This window comes from Thermogemmatispora sp. (assembly GCF_042408735.1).
Lineage (GTDB): Bacteria > Chloroflexota > Ktedonobacteria > Ktedonobacterales > Ktedonobacteraceae > Thermogemmatispora.
This window is the reverse complement of the sequence record NZ_JBHOQV010000146.1, coordinates 79,089-97,590: the sequence shown is the minus strand read 5'-3', so window position 1 is coordinate 97,590 and position 18,502 is coordinate 79,089. Positions and strand designations below refer to the sequence as shown.

Annotated in this window: 21 protein-coding genes and 2 tRNA genes; 16 read left to right on the top strand and 7 right to left on the bottom strand. The window is 61.0% G+C overall.

The window, feature by feature from the left end:
* The first annotated feature begins 19 nt into the window (after window positions 1-19).
* From ACFMO7_RS16265 to ACFMO7_RS16220, 10 genes are all read left to right on the top strand, one after another.
* Window positions 20-1,258: a VWA domain-containing protein gene (locus tag ACFMO7_RS16265; protein ID WP_376796539.1), complete on the top strand. Its 1,239-nt coding sequence runs from the start codon at window positions 20-22 to the stop codon at window positions 1,256-1,258.
* Between the two features lie 156 nt (window positions 1,259-1,414).
* Window positions 1,415-2,098 carry an FHA domain-containing protein gene (locus ACFMO7_RS16260; RefSeq protein WP_376796538.1) on the top strand — a complete coding sequence of 228 codons (684 nt, stop codon included), beginning with the start codon at window positions 1,415-1,417 and terminating at the stop codon, window positions 2,096-2,098.
* A 153-nt stretch (window positions 2,099-2,251) separates the two neighbouring features.
* A complete protein-coding gene (gene rpmH / locus ACFMO7_RS16255; RefSeq protein ID WP_069805928.1) occupies window positions 2,252-2,386 on the top strand; it encodes a 50S ribosomal protein L34 in 135 nt (44 codons plus the stop codon).
* Window positions 2,387-2,550: 164 nt separating this feature from the next.
* On the top strand, window positions 2,551-2,946 hold the full coding sequence (gene rnpA / locus ACFMO7_RS16250; protein ID WP_376796537.1) for a ribonuclease P protein component: 396 nt from the start codon (window positions 2,551-2,553) through the stop codon (window positions 2,944-2,946).
* Between the two features lie 2 nt (window positions 2,947-2,948).
* Entirely contained in the window at window positions 2,949-3,173 is a 225-nt protein-coding gene (yidD, locus tag ACFMO7_RS16245) for a membrane protein insertion efficiency factor YidD (protein ID WP_376796536.1), read from the top strand.
* Between the two features lie 32 nt (window positions 3,174-3,205).
* Window positions 3,206-4,213: a YidC/Oxa1 family membrane protein insertase gene (locus ACFMO7_RS16240; protein ID WP_376796535.1), complete on the top strand. Its 1,008-nt coding sequence runs from the start codon at window positions 3,206-3,208 to the stop codon at window positions 4,211-4,213.
* Window positions 4,214-4,501: 288 nt separating this feature from the next.
* The gene (jag, locus tag ACFMO7_RS16235; RefSeq protein WP_376796534.1) at window positions 4,502-5,545 is read left to right on the top strand and encodes an RNA-binding cell elongation regulator Jag/EloR; all 1,044 of its coding nucleotides are present in this window, start codon (window positions 4,502-4,504) and stop codon (window positions 5,543-5,545) included.
* Between the two features lie 244 nt (window positions 5,546-5,789).
* Window positions 5,790-6,710: a PfkB family carbohydrate kinase gene (locus ACFMO7_RS16230; RefSeq protein ID WP_376796533.1), complete on the top strand. Its 921-nt coding sequence runs from the start codon at window positions 5,790-5,792 to the stop codon at window positions 6,708-6,710.
* 206 nt (window positions 6,711-6,916) lie between these two features.
* Window positions 6,917-8,410: a replication-associated recombination protein A gene (locus ACFMO7_RS16225; RefSeq protein ID WP_376796532.1), complete on the top strand. Its 1,494-nt coding sequence runs from the start codon at window positions 6,917-6,919 to the stop codon at window positions 8,408-8,410.
* 275 nt (window positions 8,411-8,685) lie between these two features.
* A complete protein-coding gene (locus ACFMO7_RS16220) occupies window positions 8,686-9,486 on the top strand; it encodes a hypothetical protein (RefSeq protein ID WP_376796531.1) in 801 nt (266 codons plus the stop codon).
* Window positions 9,487-9,786: 300 nt separating this feature from the next.
* Here ACFMO7_RS16220 and ACFMO7_RS16215 read toward each other — a convergent pair whose 3' ends face one another.
* From ACFMO7_RS16215 to ACFMO7_RS16195, 5 genes are all read right to left on the bottom strand, one after another.
* Window positions 9,787-10,176, bottom strand: a complete 390-nt coding sequence (locus ACFMO7_RS16215; RefSeq protein ID WP_376796530.1) for a hypothetical protein — start codon at window positions 10,174-10,176, stop codon at window positions 9,787-9,789.
* Between the two features lie 229 nt (window positions 10,177-10,405).
* A complete protein-coding gene (locus tag ACFMO7_RS16210; protein WP_376796529.1) occupies window positions 10,406-11,392 on the bottom strand; it encodes a hypothetical protein in 987 nt (328 codons plus the stop codon).
* A gap of 4 nt (window positions 11,393-11,396) precedes the next feature.
* On the bottom strand, window positions 11,397-11,690 hold the full coding sequence (locus ACFMO7_RS16205) for a 4Fe-4S dicluster domain-containing protein (protein ID WP_052891136.1): 294 nt from the start codon (window positions 11,688-11,690) through the stop codon (window positions 11,397-11,399).
* The gene (locus ACFMO7_RS16200) at window positions 11,691-13,496 is read right to left on the bottom strand and encodes an FAD-dependent oxidoreductase (RefSeq protein ID WP_376796528.1); all 1,806 of its coding nucleotides are present in this window, start codon (window positions 13,494-13,496) and stop codon (window positions 11,691-11,693) included.
* A gap of 341 nt (window positions 13,497-13,837) precedes the next feature.
* The gene (locus ACFMO7_RS16195) at window positions 13,838-14,173 is read right to left on the bottom strand and encodes a hypothetical protein (protein ID WP_376796527.1); all 336 of its coding nucleotides are present in this window, start codon (window positions 14,171-14,173) and stop codon (window positions 13,838-13,840) included.
* A 392-nt stretch (window positions 14,174-14,565) separates the two neighbouring features.
* On the opposite strand from ACFMO7_RS16195, the gene ACFMO7_RS16190 reads away from it, so the two are divergent.
* The 4 genes from ACFMO7_RS16190 (at window position 14,566) to ACFMO7_RS16175 (ending at window position 15,942) form a co-directional block, all read left to right on the top strand.
* Window positions 14,566-14,638 (top strand) — tRNA-Phe (locus tag ACFMO7_RS16190).
* A gap of 454 nt (window positions 14,639-15,092) precedes the next feature.
* Window positions 15,093-15,335, top strand: coding sequence for a carboxymuconolactone decarboxylase family protein (locus tag ACFMO7_RS16185; protein WP_376796526.1), 243 nt, complete (start codon window positions 15,093-15,095; stop codon window positions 15,333-15,335).
* A complete protein-coding gene (locus tag ACFMO7_RS16180) occupies window positions 15,336-15,737 on the top strand; it encodes a carboxymuconolactone decarboxylase family protein (protein ID WP_376796525.1) in 402 nt (133 codons plus the stop codon).
* Window positions 15,688-15,942 (top strand): hypothetical protein, encoded by a 255-nt coding sequence (locus ACFMO7_RS16175; RefSeq protein WP_376796524.1) that lies wholly within the window; start codon window positions 15,688-15,690, stop codon window positions 15,940-15,942. Before ACFMO7_RS16180 ends, ACFMO7_RS16175 begins: the two co-directional genes overlap by 50 nt.
* A gap of 309 nt (window positions 15,943-16,251) precedes the next feature.
* Here ACFMO7_RS16175 and ACFMO7_RS16170 read toward each other — a convergent pair whose 3' ends face one another.
* Entirely contained in the window at window positions 16,252-16,509 is a 258-nt protein-coding gene (locus tag ACFMO7_RS16170; RefSeq protein WP_376796523.1) for a YtxH domain-containing protein, read from the bottom strand.
* 334 nt (window positions 16,510-16,843) lie between these two features.
* A complete protein-coding gene (locus tag ACFMO7_RS16165) occupies window positions 16,844-17,188 on the bottom strand; it encodes a response regulator (RefSeq protein WP_376796522.1) in 345 nt (114 codons plus the stop codon).
* Window positions 17,189-17,191: 3 nt separating this feature from the next.
* Here ACFMO7_RS16165 and ACFMO7_RS16160 point away from each other — a divergent pair, with 3 nt between their 5' ends.
* Window positions 17,192-17,335 (top strand): hypothetical protein, encoded by a 144-nt coding sequence (locus tag ACFMO7_RS16160; RefSeq protein WP_376796521.1) that lies wholly within the window; start codon window positions 17,192-17,194, stop codon window positions 17,333-17,335.
* A 798-nt stretch (window positions 17,336-18,133) separates the two neighbouring features.
* Window positions 18,134-18,205: transfer RNA gene (locus ACFMO7_RS16155), tRNA-Lys, on the top strand.
* Window positions 18,206-18,502 lie beyond the last annotated feature (297 nt).

Below are 18,502 nucleotides of genomic sequence, written 5' to 3'. Positions count from 1 at the left end.
TGAAAGGAGCTGATAGACTATGCCTGGTGAGGTAGTGCTGGCGTATCAGCTGGGGAAGGACTACATGCCGGTCACCGGTGGGAGCCAGCTCGCCTATGTCCTGCTGGAGGCCAAGCCCACCGAGATGATGGCCCAGGTCCGTCTGCCCCTGAATTTTGCCCTGGTATTGGACCATTCTGGCTCCATGAAAGGGGCCAAGCTGTACAACGTCAAAGAGGCGGTCAAGATGGTCATCGACCACCTGGAGCCGACCGACTACGTCTCGGTCATCGTCTTCGACGACACCGCCCAGGTGATTATCCCCTCTATGCCGGCCCAAGACAAAATCGGCATGAAGGCGGCCATCGACCGCATCCGCGACGGCGGCGGCACCACAATGTCGCTGGGCATGATCCAGGGCCTCAACGAGCTGCGGCGCTACAGCTTCCCCAACACCGTCAATCGCATGATTCTTTTGACGGATGGGGTCACCTACGGCGACTCAGATCGCTGTCGCCAGCTTGCCCGCGAAGCAGCCGCCGCGGGAATCGCCATCTATCCGCTGGGCATCGGGCAAGACTGGGACGAGAGCCTGCTGGACGACATCGGTCAGCTCAGTGGGGGAATGCCGGCGGAGTTCATCAGGAATCCCGCCGACGCCATGAGCATTTTCCAGCAACAGGTGCAAAGCGCGGTGGCCGTAGCCGTGCGCAACGCCGTCCTCACTCTGCGCCTGCCCACGGGCGTCACTCCGAAAAAGGCCGTCAAGGTCCTGCCCATCATCAGCGAGTTCGGCCAATCGGTGCTCTCTGACCGCCAGGTTGTCATTCCCCTGGGCGACCTGGAGAAGGAGACGCCCCAGGCCGTGCTGGTCGAATTGCTCATCGACCCGCGCCCGGCGGGCCTCTTCCGCATTGCCCAGGCCGAGCTTTCTTACGATGTCCCAATCGCCAATCTGGTGGGCGAGCGCATTCGTGAAGATATTAAGGTGACGTTCACCACCGATTCCAACCTGGCTGCCCAGGTGAACGCGCGTGTCATGAATTTCGCCGAGAAGGCCAACGCCCAGCGCCTGGTGACGCGCGTCCTGGATGAATATAAGCGCACAGGCAAGGTAACTACTCGCCTGGCCCCCAACGTCACGCGCATTCTTGACGAGGAGACCCAGGCGGCCCTGGAGCAGATCAGCAAAGGACAGCAGATTTCTCAGGAGCAGGTCAAATCAATCGGCAACAAGACAAGGAAGCTGACACAACGCCTGGATGATATTCTGCCCTGATCCCAATAGCAAGCAAGCAAACAAACAGACAAGAGGGCAGAACAGCACGGGAGGACTAGCTGAAGATGCCCCCGCCCGCGCTACTGCGGCGACGCGCGCAGAGGCGAGAAGGCGTGCTTCAGGGGAAACACCGGATTAGAGGAGGAGAGTAGACTTATGCCAGTTTATTGTTCGCTGGGTCACGAGAACCCTGATGGTTCGGCATTTTGCGACGAATGCGGAGAGCCGTTGAGCGCGGCAGCCCCGGCAGCCCCGGCGGCTCCAGCCCCGGCGGCTCCAGCTCCGGCAGCTCCCAGCGGAGCTGCCCAGCCAGGTATGCAGATCTGCCCCTCGTGTGGCGCGCAGAATCCCCAGGGCGAGGCTTTCTGTTCTACCTGTGGCGTCAGCCTGCTGGGGGCACCAGCGGCAGTGAGCGCCCCTAACGTGGCCCCCGCCGCCCCGGTAGCCTCACCAGCCCCGGTGGCCTCTAGCCCTGCGCCCGCCCCCGCTCCCACTCCGGCCCCAGGCGGTTCAACCCTGCATGCCCGCCTGATCGTCGAGGCGGACAACCAGGAGTTCGACATCAGCGGGAAGGACAACATCCTGATTGGGCGCGAAGACGCGGTCAGCAACATCTTTCCCGATATCGACCTCACGCCTCATGGAGGCGAGGAGGGCGGCGTCTCGCGCATGCACGCACGCATCTTCGTCCAGAACGGCCAGTACATGATCGAGGACGAGAATAGCACCAACTACACCTTCCTGAATCGGCAGCGCCTGGCCCCTAAAACGCCTACGCCGCTTCACGACAACGACGAGATCAAGCTGGGCCGCGTGCTGCTGCGCTTCAAAACCTCTTAATCAGGAGGCCAGAGAAGACGAGAGAGACGGGGAGGCAGCGGCACCAGGCACCAAGAAAAAGAAACTTGCCTTGCCTCCCCCGTCATTGACAGCCAGGATCGCTACCCGCTATAATCTACAAGACATCCTTTAGTGGAAGAGAACGAGGGGTTTATGAAACGTACCTGGCAACCGAAGCGCATCCCCCGCAAGCGGGAACACGGCTTTTTGAAACGCATGGCGACGCGCGCCGGTCGGCGCGTGCTGAAGGCTCGCCGCCTCAAGGGCCGCTGGCGCCTGACAGTCTAGCGCTCAGCGCTGGCGGCCCCATGCCGGCCCGCCTCGACAACACCAATTGGCTGTCTATAGGCAGGCAGGCGGGCAGCGGCAGCTCCCTTCCCAGGGGTGTCACTCATGGCGCGCGCTCTCTCTCACCTTGTGGTGAAGCTGATAGATCCAAAGTTACAGGAACAGTGGCCTTAAGACGCGAACTGCGCCTGCGTAGAAGCCGCGATTTTCAGCGGATCAGGCAGCAGGGAAGAAGCGTTGCCTCCAAGTTGTTGGTCCTCGCCTGGGCACCGACGGAGAGCGAACACGTCCGCGTCGGCTTCGTGGTGAGTCGGCGCAGCTTCAAGTTGGCAACGCGACGCAATCGCCTCAAACGCCTGCTCAGTGAGGCCATCCGACCTTGCCTGCCTCGGCTGCGTGGCGTGGACCTCGTGCTGATTCCCAGGCACGCAGCGCTTGAGGCCGATCTTCAAACGTTGAAGGCCGAGCTGCAGGTTCTTTTACGCCGAGCGCGGTTGCTGCTGGCCGACGAGACGTCTGGGCGACAGCGCCCGGCGGGGAGTGTCCGTAAAGGTCGATAGCCGTGAAATACGTTGCTTTGTTTCTGATTCGTGTTTATCAGCGCACCTTTTCCGTCATCTTGCCCCCCTCGTGCCGTTTTGTTCCGTCATGTTCACAGTACGGATACGAGGCGATCCAGCGCTTTGGGCTGATCCGCGGGGGCTGGCTAACGGCGAAACGCCTGGCGCGCTGTCACCCGTTCTATCATGGAGACCTCTATGACCCGGTTCCTGAGCGCCTGGGCTAGTAGGCAAGATCGAGGAAGGCAGGAGAAATCCCGTGGGGATCAGTGATTTCATCAACGTTGTCTTTACGCAGCCAATCTTCAACGTATTGATGCTGCTATACTACCTCTTTGGCGATTTCGGCCTGTCGATCATCGTCTTGACGATCATCATCCGCCTGCTTCTCTTCCCGCTGACACTGCAGCAGTTGAAGTCGGCCAAGGCGATGCAGGAGCTGCAGCCAGAGATCAGCCGCATTCGTGAGCACTTCAGGGACGATCCGCGCGCGCAACTGGAGGCAACCCAGGAGCTATATAAACGCTACAATATCAGTCCTTACTCTGGCTGCCTGCCACTACTCCTGCAGCTGCCAGTGCTCTATGGGCTATACTTCGCCTTCCGGGCGGTCATCGACGACGCTGCGCTGAAGGGGAATCAGGGGTTGGAGCGGCTCAATGGCTTTATCTATCCTTTCCTGCCGAAGTTCAGCCATTTCCCCAACGTCAACCTCGACTGGCTCACTTTCATTAATCCAGCCTGGCACCTGTCGCTGGCACTCCCCGATCCGACCCACATTTTGCCAATCCTGGCTGCGCTGGCGACCTTCGTTCAGCTCTATCTGACCCAGTCCCGCAACAACCGCATGCAGGCTGCGACCCCTTCCTCTGGCTCCAATCCCTCCGATGCTCTGGCTGCCCAGCAGATGACGATGAAGGTCATGACCTGGGCCATGCCTGTGCTCACCCTCTTCATCGCCTGGAGCTTTCCCGCTGGCCTGGCTCTCTACTGGGCCGTCGGCTCCATCATCATAGCCATCCAGTACTATCTGGTCACGGGCCCCCTTAGCCCCCTCTCGGTTCCCTCTGGCTCTAAGGGAGCAGAGCAGAGTGAGCAACGAGGCCAGAATAGCCTCAAGGAAAGCATCGATTCACAAGAGGTGCAGCCAGCTCTCTCGGGCGAACTCGCCCTGCGCAATGGCCCGAGCGCCTCGCGCCGTCATCTGCGCAGCGCTTCCGCCCGTCGACGTGGCGTTGTCAGAAGGAGGAATCCTACTCCCAGCTAGCCAGCAAGAAGCCCGCTGGCTTGTATGTCAGATTCCGTTGAGCTGGACCGGGCGGCCTGGAGCGACCGCTCCGGCCCAGCGCTTAGCTTAGCAGCAGAGTTGATGAGCAGACCTTGCCGGCCAGTCCTCCGCTGGTCGCTGCAATGACCGTCAAGGTCCGGTTAGGTTGGTCTGCCTTACCCAGGTTGAAGGCCGCCCCGGCTGGCAACCAACTGACCGATTCTCTCAGGCTCTCACTTCTCGTTCTGCCCTGCATTGTGTGATACCTTCAAGGGAGGCAAGTAAGCAGTGGAAAGCATTGAGGCCAGTGGTAAAAGCGTTGAAGAAGCTGTCCAGCAGGCTCTGCTTCGCTTGGGCAAGCGCCGAGATGAGGTCGAGGTGACGGTCCTTCAAGAGCCTTCGCGTGGCGCCTTTGGACTCGGCAGCCGCGAGGCCCGGGTCCGGGTGACGGTTCGCCCTAGCCGCGGCGCGGTGATCACCCCCGAGATGGCCGATGCTATTCTGAGTCAGGTCGAAGCGGAAGAAGAGGAGGAGGAAGAGGAAGGCTTCTTTACCAGCCCCTCTCATGGCTCCTACGATAGCCAGGATCAGGAGGATTTCGAGGACTTCGACGAGATTGAGGACGAGGAGGACGAGGAGGCGGTAGACCTGCAGGAGCCTTATGCCGAGAAGGCCCTGACCTTCTCCCAGGATGCTCAGTCAGCCGCTCGCTCCCAGCAACTTTCTGGAGAGCAGGCCGCTCCTTCGCTCTCGGCCTCTTCTGGCTCCACTCCCACCGGCTCAGCAGCTCCCCCAACTCCAGGTACGCTCTCCCCCGCCGAGACCCCCGCCGGCTCAGCCGCCGCTCAGGAGCCAGTGCAGCCTACACGCGAGGATATCGAGCTGACCGTTGATGTCCTCCAGCATATTTTGCGCTACATGAATATTCGGGCCTCGGTCCAGGTCCGCTCGACCGACCCCCTGACGCTCAATATCCAGGGCATTCATGAAAACCTCGGCCTGCTGATCGGGCGCCGCGGTGAAACCCTCTCTGCCCTTCAGCTCCTGGTGAATCTGATCGTCAGCCACCGTACAAAACGCCGCATGCGCATCATCGTCGATGCCGAAAACTATCGCCAGCGCCGCGAGGAAAATCTGCGCTCGCTTGCCCTGCGCGTGGCTCAGCAGGTGCGCAATTACCGCCGATCGATCGCCCTGGAGGCTATGCCGCCTCACGAGCGACGAATCGTCCATCTGGCCCTGGCTGACAGCCAGGATATCAGTACCGAGAGCATTGGCGAGGGTGACGCGCGCCGCGTGGTGATCTCTCTGAAGCGACCCGGGCGCTCATAGGCGCGGCTCGCCAGGCCAACTACGCTATCCTTTGTCCTTTGGCCGGCTGGCCTGGCAGGTCCCCGCTCGCGCTCCTGCAAGTGGCAAGGTAGTTGGATAGCCTACCGGCGGCAGACTGCTCAGTGGGCAAATGCCTTGCTCCTCGCCGTTCCATAGGGCAGAGGGCTGGCGAGCGGCTGGCCTGATCAGGCGCTCAAACAAACCGCGTTGCGCTCTGAACGCCAGAGGGGAGGTACGCTTTCTTATGCCCGCCACCATCCTGCAGCCCGCTCGCGCTGAGCCGCCCGCTTTCCTGTGCATCGGCCATATCAGCCACGACGTGCTTCCCGATGGCTCTTTCGCGCTCGGCGGCACGGTGACATTCGCCTCTTTGACGGTCGAGCACCTTGGCCTGCCTGCCGCGCTGGTGACCTGCGCCGCTGCCGACCTCTGCCAGCAGTTGCCAGACCTCCTGCCCGGTATCGGCCTGGCCGTGCGCGTCGCTTCAACAACGACGACCTTCGAGAATCGCTATCAGGATGGCTTCCGCATCCAATATTTGCGCTCACGCAGCGATGTCCTGGAGAGTGGAGACATTCCTCCTGCCTGGCGGACGGCCCCGATTGTCTTGTTGGCTCCCCTGGCTCAAGAGTTGACCCCCGAGATGGTGGCCCTTTTCCCGCGCGGCGAGGGCAGGATCCTGGCCGCCACTCCTCAAGGCTGGCTGCGACGCTGGGACGCCGACGGCAGGGTCTGGCCGACACCCTGGGAGGCCGCCGAGCGGGTCCTGCCCCAGTTGGACGCCCTGATCTTGAGCCAGGATGACCTGCTGCCTTTCGCTCATGGCAGCCGGGCAGAGGCTGAGGCAATCTTGCGCCGCTGGAGCCAACTGGTTCCCTTGCTAGTGGCCACGGCAGGCCGCCAGGGAGCCACTCTCTTCCGCCAAGGTCAGGCCCAACACTTTCCCGCCTATCCCGCTCATGAGCTTGATCCAACGGGAGCCGGCGATGTCTTTGCCGCCGCCTTCCTGGTGCACCTGGCTCGCTCTGGCGATCCCGCAGCCTCGGTCGATTTCGCCAATTGCGTGGCCTCGTTCTCCGTAGAGGCGGTCGGCACACAGGGCATCCCCACCCCCAGTCAGGTGGAAGAGCGCCTGGCCCAGCGCCGAGACCGAGGCGGCCCCTAGTGCTTCCCCGCTCCGCCTGCTCTCCCCCAGCAGGACACGGGGAGAATGGTTCCCACGCCCAGGGGGCGCGAGCGCCAGCCAGCCAGCCAGCCTGGCGGGGCCTGGGCGCAGGGACCTCGCGCGTGGTAGAATGATGGGAGATTACAGACTATGCCTGGCTCAAATCACATGGGAGGATCTGGCAAACGCCGACCAGGCCGAGCGCTATGATGGAGCAGACACCGCTCTTTCCGGAGCCGACATCTGAGCAGCAGAAGGGACCATCTGGTCCTGCTACCGCTACTGATGCCAGCGCGAGTGAGACAGTTGAGCCGCTGGCCTCTCGCCTGCGTCCCCACACCCTCGAGGAGTTCGTCGGACAGCAACACTTGTTGGGAGAGGGCCGCTTGCTGAGACGCTGCCTGGAGGAGGATCGTCTGCCTTCCATGATCCTTTGGGGGCCACCCGGCAGCGGCAAGACTACCCTGGCTAGCTTAATCGCCCGGCTGACTCGCGCTCACTTCGTGACCCTCAGCGCGGTTACCGCCGGCGTGGCCGATCTGCGCCGCGTCAGCGAGGAGGCCAGCAAGCTACGCCGGTTGAGAGGACAGCGCACTATCCTCTTTATCGACGAGATCCATCGCTTGAATAAGGCCCAGCAGGACGCCGTTCTGCCCTCCGTCGAACAGGGCCTGCTGACCCTGATCGGCGCCACTACAGAGAATCCTTCCTTTGAGGTAAACGCTGCCCTGCTCTCGCGCTGCCGCGTCTTTACCCTGCACCCCCTCAGCGAGGAGGAGATCATGCAGCTCTTGAGAAGAGCTTTGCAGGACGAGAGGCGGGGCTTGGGCCAGCACCACCTTGAGATCAGCGATGAGGCCCTCCAGCAGATCGCCCGCTTCGCTAATGGGGACGCTCGCACAGCTCTCAATGTCCTGGAGCTGGCCGCCGCCGGGGCCAGAGAGGGACGCATCACGCTGGAAACGGTGGCTGAGGCCCAGCAGGGACGCACCTTGCTTTACGATAAGGGCGGCGATCAGCATTACGATACGATCTCGGCTCTGCATAAGGCTATCCGCGGCTCCGATCCCGACGCCGGCCTCTACTGGCTGGCGCGGATGCTGGAGGCAGGCGAGGACCCCCTCTTCATCGCCCGCCGCCTGGTGCGGATCGCCACGGAAGACGTGGGGTTGGCCGATCCGCTGGCCCTGCCGCTGTGCGTGGCAGCCCAGCAGGCGGTCCAGTTTGTGGGCCTGCCCGAGGCCGATCTGGCCCTGGCGGAAGCCGTGGTCTACCTGGCCAGCGCCCCGAAAAGTAACGCCCTCTACCTGGCCTATGGACGCGCACGCGACGATGTGCATCACCAGCGCCGGGAGGCCGTGCCTCTCGCTCTCCGCAACGCCCCCACCGCTCTGATGAGACGCTTAGGATACGGCCAGGATTATAAGTATGCTCATGACTACTACCGCCAGCTCGAAGAAGAGAGCGAAGATCCCTCCCGACCACCAGCCGTGCAGTTGCAGGAATATCTGCCGGCCAATCTGCAGGGACGACGCTACTATGAGCCTGGCCTGCAGGGCAATGAGGCCAGCATCCGACGCTGGCTAGAGCGACGGCGCGCCTCTTCCTCCCACTCCCAACAGCCACCACCCCCAGGCTCCCGTGATGCCCACCCAGAGGCGTCTTCGCTCATTACTGGAGAGAGCCATTCTTCATGCTGATACAGATATCGTCAAAAAGCAGGCAACTGCCGTTTTCTTTTCAAAACACGTCTTCATTAAATTGATATACATCTATCCTTGACAACCTGGCAGGTTATCTTACATAATTATTGGGGCTTGCAATTTGTGCGTCTGGTGCTTTCGTCGAGCAACGTGCATTGACATTGTGCGCAGCGCCCAGGAAAAACTGATCGAGAAAGGGAGAGCTAATGTCTGGAGAAGAGAGGCAGCAATACACAACAACGAAGCGATCCGCCCGGCTGAGAAGAGACGAAATGCCCCTCCCTACGACGCAGACACGGCGTGGCTACGTACCACCAGATCCGCTCGATTATCTTGCAGAAGACGATCCAGATGCCTCGCGACCGCCGCGGCCCGGTAGCAGTGCGATTCGGCTTAACGATCCCCGTCTCACGGGGACACAGCGAGCCTTGAATCCGCCGTCGACTACGCGCCAGATGCCGGTGCCCTACCCCTACCGACGCAGTGGCCAGCAGCCGGTGACCACCACGGCCAGTCCGGCCATTACGGCCCGCATGCGGGCCATGCCGGCGCCGACAGCGCCGACGCCTCAGAAAGCCCCCTACAAAAGCACGCTGACCCAGCGAGAGAAGGAAGCGAGTCGACGCATTCACTGGCTCCTCTTCATAGGCGTAGGCATGCTGGTCATGCTCGCCCTCTGGGTTCTCACCTCCTGGCTGATCTCCTGGGGAACCCAGCGCCTCGACGACATCCGCTATGGCAACCCACGCACCTACCAGACCGATGCCGTGGTCGGTCATGGAGGAGACAGTCCCCAGCATCCGAGCCACTTCATCGCCATTAACCTGCATGGTCACATCATCGTGGTTGAGCTGATGGCGGGAGATCCAGCGAAGGCTATCACCTACGGCGGCCCCTATCTCTACGGCACCAATTCCAACGTCGATCAGATCCCCCCGATCCTGGAGTTTAAGGATGTCAACGGCGATGGCAAACCCGACATGATCATTCATCTTGGGGATCAAAACATCGTCTTTATCAATACGGGGACAAAGTTCAGGCCGTCCGATGCCAATGATAAAATCCACCTCTGACCAGGAACGAGGCCACCAGCCTGTGGCTCTTCTTTTCTGCTGGGAAGCCTGCGGGGAGGAAGAGCAGAGGGTCCCTCCTTAGGAGGCCAGGCAGCGGCGGGCGCTCCAGCATAACAACAGGGGAACACTACTACAATATCATAGACCGGCAGGACAGGCAGAGATATCCTTCTAGCGAGCGGTCGGCGATCCTCAGCGCGATCCGGCTCTGCCTCTCTTCCTGTTTACGCCCTTTTCCGTTGCACCGCTGTAGAAGGGGCTGACGTTGCAATCACCAGCTTTTCAGACCGCGGCCTTCGATCAGCCCGGCTCTCTCCCTCTCTCTCTTCGAAAGACCTGGCGATAGCCCTCCTCCAGAACCTCGGCGGGGAAGAGGCGCAGGAGCGCACCCAGGATCAGCACCAGGGTGAGCCAGTCAAAGCCGGCATCCAGCGGTACGCCGAGCACCGTTCCCAGGACAGGCAGCAGCGTGCTACTTATGGCCTCCCCTAGAATATCAGGAAAGAGGAGGAACACCATTAATACGCCACAACTGCCGATAAAGAGCAGTTTTCTCCCCAGACCGACACGCTCATGGCGCAGCAGATAGGCAACCAATCGAGCGGTCTTGATGGCATGAAAGAGCAATTCAAAGCGTCTCGGCCTCAGTCGCCGCGAGCGCGTGCCGGGCACTAGCAGTTCTCTCGACATAACATTCCCTCCACTACTGAATACGCAGCAACAGCCCTCAAGGTTTTCCTGCTCTCACAGCGAGCGAGGTTCGGCCTGCCACCTGGCTTGAGGGCTCCAACTGGCGAGAGATAATAGAAGAGGATCAGTCAGCAACCGAGGAGTTGAGGAGGGCGCTCGCTCTGCTCTCCCCCGGTGCCGGTCGTTGATCAGGATTGAGCGGGCAAGGGCGCAGAGCGAGCTTGGCCCCTCAATGGAAAAGCGTGGGGATCACCAGAGAGGCGGCATACTCCAGGTGCCAGATGACCAGGCCAGCAGTCACCAGCGCGAGCAAGATATGGAAGATGCGCCAGTAGCGAATGACATAGCGATAGAACTGCTCACGCTGCATGGCATGTTCGACGGCCTGCAAAGCAGCCATCTGTTCCTGGGCCCCGGGAAGCAAGGCCCCTGGACGGCTCAGGGGACTCTTGCGGTCAGGCACCAGGCGATAGCTCTGCTCATAGCGACTCAGCTCCTGGGGCGTCTCTTCGAGGGTCAGATAGGCCAGATCCCAGGGACCGTGTAGGGTGCGTCCGGTTCGTCCACGCCCAGCAGCTGGCGAGGCGGTGGACGAGGCCGGGGCTGGCGAGGGGGCCAGGCCCCGCACGCGCTGGCTATTATGTTCAACGATCGCCTGGAGCTGCAGAGAAATGGCCTCGATCCGATCCTCCCCTTCCGCCGTCAGGGCCTTGCTCGCCTCCTTGGCAATCAGGCGGGGCATGACGCGATCGAGGGTGCGGCCAATGACGCCGCTGATCACTAAGGCGATCAGGCCATAGAGGGCATAGGTGCCAGAGCGCGGATTGAAGTTGCCAAAGGAGTGGTAGAAGATCAGGGCCAGGCCGGTCAGGCCAAAGAACATGTGCCAGCCCAGAGCCGAGCGCAACCCACCGATCACCTTCTTGCTCTTGCGCGAGCGCCGATGCAGGCTATAGAGGAGGCCGGCCAGGAGCAGAAAGGCGGTGCCCACAACTGCATAGATCAGGCCCACAAGGCTATCAGGTGTCGGATCGCTCCCATTGCGGCTATACCAGAGACAGAAGACCAGCCCGGCCACGATGATGAGCAGCCCCAGCCCGATACGCAGCAGATTGCGAGGCTTGATATAGGCGAAAAAGAGTGGATAGCCGCGCGTGCCAGCCCACTCCCGATCGGAGGCGTATTCATAGGGCGAGGAAGAACGCAAAGCTGGCATAAGTTCAATCCTCCTCTCCAGAACGGTACAGACGGATCTTGAGCCACATCATCATGGCATCGCGATGGAGGCCAACCGGGCAGGGAGGGACACAAGCGCCGCACTGATAGCAGGAGCGCGCAAAGCGGGCAACCGGAGCCGAGATCGGGCCACCAAAGGTCTCGCGATTGAGCACATCGATCGTTAGTGGTTCGTCGAGCGCTGGGCAGGCAAGCAAACACTCGTTGCAGCCGATGCAGGCTTCAAGTTCCTGTTGAACCTGGGAAGCAGTTTTATGTAAAAGGACAGGATTACGCACTTAACGTCCTCCCTCCCGTCTTTCGCTGTAGGGTCGAACATGCTGCGCCTGAGCCGGACTCTGGCCAGGAAAGGCAGGCAGAGCGGGATCGCTGTAAGCCCAGAGATTGCGTCTTCTTCCCTGGCCTTGCTCCTGACGAGCTGGCAGGCTGCCAGAGTTCGAGCGTGTTCCCCCCTGTCCCTGTTCAGGCAGAGCCGGCAGGGTACCGGTGAAAGGACTGATCTCCTCCTCTTCGCGCAAAATGGGATAGTGATTGCTCTTGCTTTGGCTAAGCGCGGGGACGGAGAGCGGTCCCCGCTGGGGCAAAGCCTCGGGCCTGGGAGAGATCGGCGGTAACTGATCGGTTGTTGGCAGACGAGGTTCAGACCGGGCAGTTTGGGCGGCTGGCGCGCTGCTATGAGAGGCAGGGGCCGGCTCTGGCGTTGTCCGAACGGTGGCAGGCTTAACGCTGGCCAGATGTCCGCTGGTCACCAGGTCCTGAGCGCTATAGCTGCGCCGGCGTGTCAAATACTGGCGAGCATCGAACTCGCCCTTCAGGAGGCCCTTCAAAATATCGCGTACGGGCAGCTCTTCGTCGATGATGCGCTTGATGGACAGGCTATCGGGCTGCATTGGGCCGAGAGAGAGATAGCCAATTAAGCGCTCGCCCTGCAGCAATAGACGGCGATAGCCTCCGCGGCTGTTATCGGTCAGCACATAGGCCCCCGGTGGCGACTGCAGGGGGTTGCCCACATAGAGCATCGAGAGATCGCCCAGGTGGGTGGCATGCCAGGGAACGCCAAAGGGGCGCACGGCCTCACGATGGCCGGTCATCATAGCGCCCGCCATACGGCCTTGTTCTACGGCAGCATACCATTGGGCCCGCGGCTCGTACTGGCCGGTCAGCGGGTTCTTGAGGGCCGCCACATCGCCGGCCACATAGATATCGCGCACGCTACTGCGCAGATGGTCATCGACCAGAATACCGTTTTCGTGCTTGAGGGGCAGATCACACTGCTTCGCCAGTCCGGTTACCGGCCTGGTGCCGGTGCAGGCCACAACAAGCTGGCAGGGAATAAATTGCTGGTGATTGGTGACCACGCCGATCACACTGCCCACGCGGCCAACAATCCCCACTACCTCGGTCGAAGTATAGACCGTGGCCCCGGCCTGCCTGACGCGCTCCAACACCATCTCCGAGGCAGTCTCGTCCAGCATGCGCGGCAGCAAGACCGCGCTGCGGATCAGCCAGTGCACATGGATGCCCCAATGCAGCAGGCACATGACGGTTTCACAAGCGTGGGCACCGCCGCCGATCACGACGGCCTCCTCAACCTCGGGCAAGCGCCTTCGCAGATCGAGGTAATCCTGGAGGCGGTGCAGGGTCAGCACGCCATCAAAATCGCGCCCCGGTAGCTGAGCGGGCAGAGCGGTCGGAGTGCTGCCGGTGGCCAGTAGCAGGGTACCATAGCCAAAGGAGCTACCATTGGCCAGGGTCACAGACTTACTCTGGGCATTGATTTTCTCGACCCGCGCGTGAATCAGGTGGATGCGCTCCTGCCGCTCTGTACCGGGAGGATAGGCCAACAGCTGCTCGCGGGAGAGCTTGCCAACGGCAAACTGCTTGAGCGCGGGCGTATTGATCGTGGGGTGGTTCTGATCGGTAATGATGGCAATCCGGGCTTCAGGCTCGAAGCTCCGCGCCTGGATGGCCGCGGTCAAACCGGCGATGCCATTGCCGACAATCACAATATCAGCACGATCAATGCTGGGCTGTTCAGCCCCTTTGAAGAGAGGCGCCCGATGACCTGCATACTCCTGTCTCATATCTCCTCTGTCTGTACTCACCCATCACCTAAGTTTGACCAGCTTCCTGCTCTACAGCGCTGGCCAGGCCCTCGCGTCGACAGGCCCTGCCCCGGCGACGAGGCCCTGTGCGGTCCATCTCTTCTCACTGACTGACGCACGCACCAACGAATCGGGAAGCCCACCTGAGGTGTCTATCGATTGCTTTACCCGCTCAGGCTCCGCCACTCTGTCTTCCTGGCCCGCCCGTTCGCCGTCCCTCTCTGGCAGGCCGACCTGGCCTGCGGCCCGCCCAGAGCAGAGGGACTGGCCCACCCAGATCGGGGCAAGCATCTCTTTTTTTCTCAGGCCACCGCTGATGGCTAATCTACTTGAAAGGCAATCGGTGGCTTGCCCGCCGTCTGTGGGTAGTAATAGACATCGGTATGGGCTTTCTCCCGCAGGTGCCGTTCCATATGCTGCAACGCCAGACGACAGCGCTCGACGCAGAGAAAGCGCAGGCGCTGCCCGCTGGCGGTCTGAAGCACAAAGCTCATATCGGCCTGCTGAATCGCCACAATCTTGCCATCGGCATGCTCTACTCCTGGCCCCTGGGTGACCGTCGGATTGAACAGGGCGAGCGGGCTGATGCAGGCCAGCGATAAGATAGCTACCAGGAGCAGGACAAATATGACAGCTATGCTACGCGGAGAAATCATAATCGCTAGCCCTGAAATTCATATCCATACATAGGAGTATTTTATATCAAGGTATTCCGCAGGGTACGGTACCGCCGTGAAATTAGCCAGAATGTCTTAGCGTAGCGCGGTTCGAATCCCGAAGAGCAGCCGCTTCAGGCAGGAGCAGGAGGCAGAGGCTTCCCCGGAAATAGGGTTGCCAATTGGCAAGCCCAAGCCCCGGCCGAAGTCAGCTACCATCGACCAGCCCCAGTAAGGATGAGAGATTGGGGGCTTGACGAGAGACGAGAGTCATGCTATTATCACCGTCGAAAGAGAGACTGTCCCGCTCAGTCCCAGCCAGCTCCGGAAAGGTAGCCAGACAAGGGCGCCTCTCACGGGAGCCTCAAAGGGCTGATCGAGGGCGATCACAGGCCAAGGTAGCTCAGTTGGTAGAGCACAGCACTGAAAATGCTGGTGTCGACGGTTCGATTCCGTCCCTTGGCACCTTCTGATCGCAAGGCCGGTGCGCTGCTCAACGAGCTTGTGGCGCCGGCCTCTTTTTTTCTCCTGGGACCTGGCCGGGCGGCTCTCTGCGGCGCATGTCTCTCTCGTCCTTCCTGGCCTGTGACCTTCCTGCCAGGCGCCCAGGGCCTGGCCCAGGCGCAGCAGCTCAACGTGCGCTGCTTGTTGACAGACCCACCCAAACACGGCAGGCAGGATGAAGCGGCTTTTTCGGCAGGGCTTCCCATGCTGATTGTATCTCCCCTTCTGGGGTTGAGCTGCTTGCTTCTTACTCGACTGAGAGAAAGAGCGAGAGTCAGCCCTCTTGCCCCGATAGGGGAGGGAGCTGAGAGTCCTGAGCAGGCTGCCATCCTGCTCTCCCGTCAGATGCTTGCGCCCCAGACCTGACTTTCGTTAGAATGACCATAAAGCGAAAGAGCAGGATGAAGTGAGTTCGATGTCACGCATCCCTCCAGTCGAGGACAACAGTTTTTGGCCCGAGGACCAGGAAGGCGAGGTCAGCCAGCATCAGGCTTTTGCCACGATGGGCGAACTGTTTCGCGTCATGGCGCACCGTCCCCAGGTGGCTCGCCAGACCATGCAGCTACTGCAAACAGTGATGCGCAGCGGCAGCGTCGAGCCGCGCTTGAAAGAATTGCTGGCTATTCGCGTCTCACAGGTCAACTACTGCCACTATTGAATGGCCGCCCATACTGCCCTGGCAGGGCAGCTAGGCGTTAGCGAGGAGCTGCTGGATGCGCTCTACCATATCGATACTCACCGCCATCTCTTTACGGCGCGTGAGCTGGTGGCTTTGCGCTTCGCTGAGATCATGACCACCTCGGCCCGCGAGATCGACGAGGAGCTGTGGGACGAGCTGCAGAGCTACTTCGATGATGGCGAAATTGTTGAGCTGGCTATGGTAATCGGCCTCTTCAACTGCTTCAACCGCTTTGCGGATGCCCTGCGCATCGAGCCACCCACACCCACCCGTTCCCCACAAACGGGAGAGGCCCACCAGGGCATCGCTGAGAGGAAGGATACGGAAACCTATGGCCACGAGCGAGGAGCAACTGAAGGCCCTGATCAAGGATCTCTATGAGCTGTCGCGCTACCTGCACAGCCGCGGCGAGCGCTCTTTGACACTCGCTCGCCAGTTTGAAGACCACGCCCGCAGCGATCCAGCCAATCGCGATTTCGATCTTGGGCAGGCCCGCATGCTCGACTATCAGCACCATATCTGGCATGAGATCGGTAATCTGGTAGATCGACTCATACGCAAGTATGATCGCCCCGGTAGCGACTGAAGCCAGACCCAGAGGTGCGGCTCACCTGAGCCTGGCTGGGCGTTCCCTTTGTCTTGCGGGTTGGCCGGGCCGAGTCAGGCCGGGCCGGATCAGAAGTGGCGAGAGACAGACAAGGGCAGGGTCGCTGGCCTTTGGCCTCTCTGTCGGCCACCAGGCCAGCGGCCTCTGCCCTTCGCTTCGATGGAAACCGCACGCGGCGCTCTGCAGGCCAGACCAATGCCTGCCGCCTGGGATGATCCCCAGAGGGTCAGGCCCAGGCTTGGGCCTTCCTGACCTTACTAAGGCCACCCGCAGCACCGGAGCTAAAGACTAGAGCTGGCCGCTCTTGGCCTTGCTATAGCGCTCGCTCAGCTCCTCCTTGGTGCGCTCATAGATCTCTCGTCCCTGAGACAGGGCCTCGTTGGCACGCTGACGGAGCTCCTGGCCGAGTCCCAAAGAGCGATCTCGCAGGAGCAGCCCCTGCTCGCTGAGCTGCGCCCGCGTCGCCTCACCCGACTGCGGCGCAAACAGCAGGCCGGCAGCAAAGCCCAGCCCAAAACCTACCAGTAAGCCGGCAACAAATTTCATGGGTATCGTCCGTCCTCTCTTTCTGTAGAAAGCTCTCTCACTTATTGCTCGCTTTGTTTGTCTCAGTTCATCGCTGGCGGACAAGGAGCTGACGATAGAGAGGCAATAGCGACACGGAAGACAGGAAAACCAATCCAGGGCCAGCGCGATCCGCCTCTACCTCTCTGAACGCCAGCGTGCCGCTGCAGCGGAGCGTTTCGACTCCTGAATATAGTACGCGCGGATGTGCCAGCCAGACTCTGGTGTGGACAACCAGTACCACGACAGGAGGAGAAAAGGAGTCGAGCGTCGATCGATCGGTGGATGGTCCTCCTGCGAAGGGGACTCAGCACGCTCAATGCGCCGGTTCATTGAGGACCTGCTGGACGAGAGCCAGCAGATTGGTCAGTTCAAAGGGCTTCTGCACCACATGCACCCCCTGGTAGTACCCTGGTTGCTCGGCCACCAGTTTGCTCACCTGCTCCGCCTCCAGTACGGCGGCTGTGTAGACGATGACCGGAACCTCTCGCGTGAGAGGATCAGCCCGCAACTGCTTGAGAATCTCCTGGCCCGAGACATCGCCCAGCCGTAAGTCAAGAATCAACAGATCGGGCAGATCTCGCTTGACGCGCGCCACGGCCTCGCGCCCATGCTGCAAAATAGAGACCTGGTACTCTTCGTCTTCCAGGACCCGCCGCATTAGATGCAGCAGCTCGTTTTTGTCGTCAACAACGAGTATATGCTTGGTCACGTTCTTTCGGCGCAGCACCCCATTCGCCAGCTAGTCCTGCTTATCGCTCGTAAGCAGGCCGAGAAGGGAACGGGGATAGACGCCGCCTCCTGTTAATCGCCGCCTAGCTGTCCTTCCGATACGTTTTCCTATGTCCAATCGAGGAAAAAGCAGGCCGCCGCTCGCGGCTGCGTTTCCGCCAGGCCATCCAGTCCGCCGGCTCCTGGGCCTGGTTATCGAGGAGAGTGACATCAGCCTGGCCGGTAGCCGCCTCTCACTCCTGCCGTTCCTTTGGTTCGCTATAGCCCCTCCCACGCTCTCACTCGCCTTACTCACCCACCTGGTGCACTTTCCGCGGCCAGAGCATCGACGCCAGCCAGCTCTGCAAGTTGCCTGCCAGCCGTCAGCGGGTATCTGGCTCATGGGGCGCTCTCGGCCCCGCCGCTGAGCAGGGCTGTGGCTGCTGGGGAGCGGTGCCAGCGGATGACGGCCCCCCGTCCAGACCGACATGAGGATATACGCAAATACAGTCCTTGTCAAGAGAGCGCCTTTGATCCCTCCGAGCGCCATCGGGAGCTTGCCTTCTCCTCTGACGCTTATCGGTAAGTGTACCACGCCACCTACGACAAGACAAGGCTGTGAACCGGCGCTTCTGCAGCGGGTTGTGGGCTATGCGTCCTTGTCTATCTCCCCTTCATTATACACGTTGGCCTTAAGCCAGCGGCGTCATCCTTCTACCGTCCCCTGAACGGGGGCGAGGCGCCGGATGCCTTCAGACCCGTTCTCGACTGACAAGGGGGCTGGTCGCCCTTCCCTTTAGTCAGGCTTCTCTTCTTGACAGGCATGATATTATTAGCGATGAACCAGGGAGGATTAACTCTTGTTTGCCCTTTCGGCGGTAGTCCTTCCTGCACCGACCGCGTAGCTCAGCGGTAGAGCAGGCGCCTTTTAAGCGTAAGGTCGTGGGTTCGAGTCCCACCGCGGTCACCGTTTTCTTCCGGCGTCTCCCCTGCGGTATCCTGATGTGATGCAGTACCCATCCGGATCGGATGCGGCAGCATGGCGGTCCTGGCTCGTTCCTGGCCCGCATCCGGTCCGGCTTCGCTTTTTTGCCGCCCCTCGCGGCTGCCTGGCCGCCCGTTTGACCCTATGGTCAAGCTCTCGCCAGCGGCGAGGGCGCCAGCGAAGCCTTCCACCATAGCCAGCTCAGCAAAGGTGTTACCTTATCTATCTTATCTGCAGTCAGGCGAAGCGGGAGAGACTGTCTCGCCGGTGCCAGTGCAG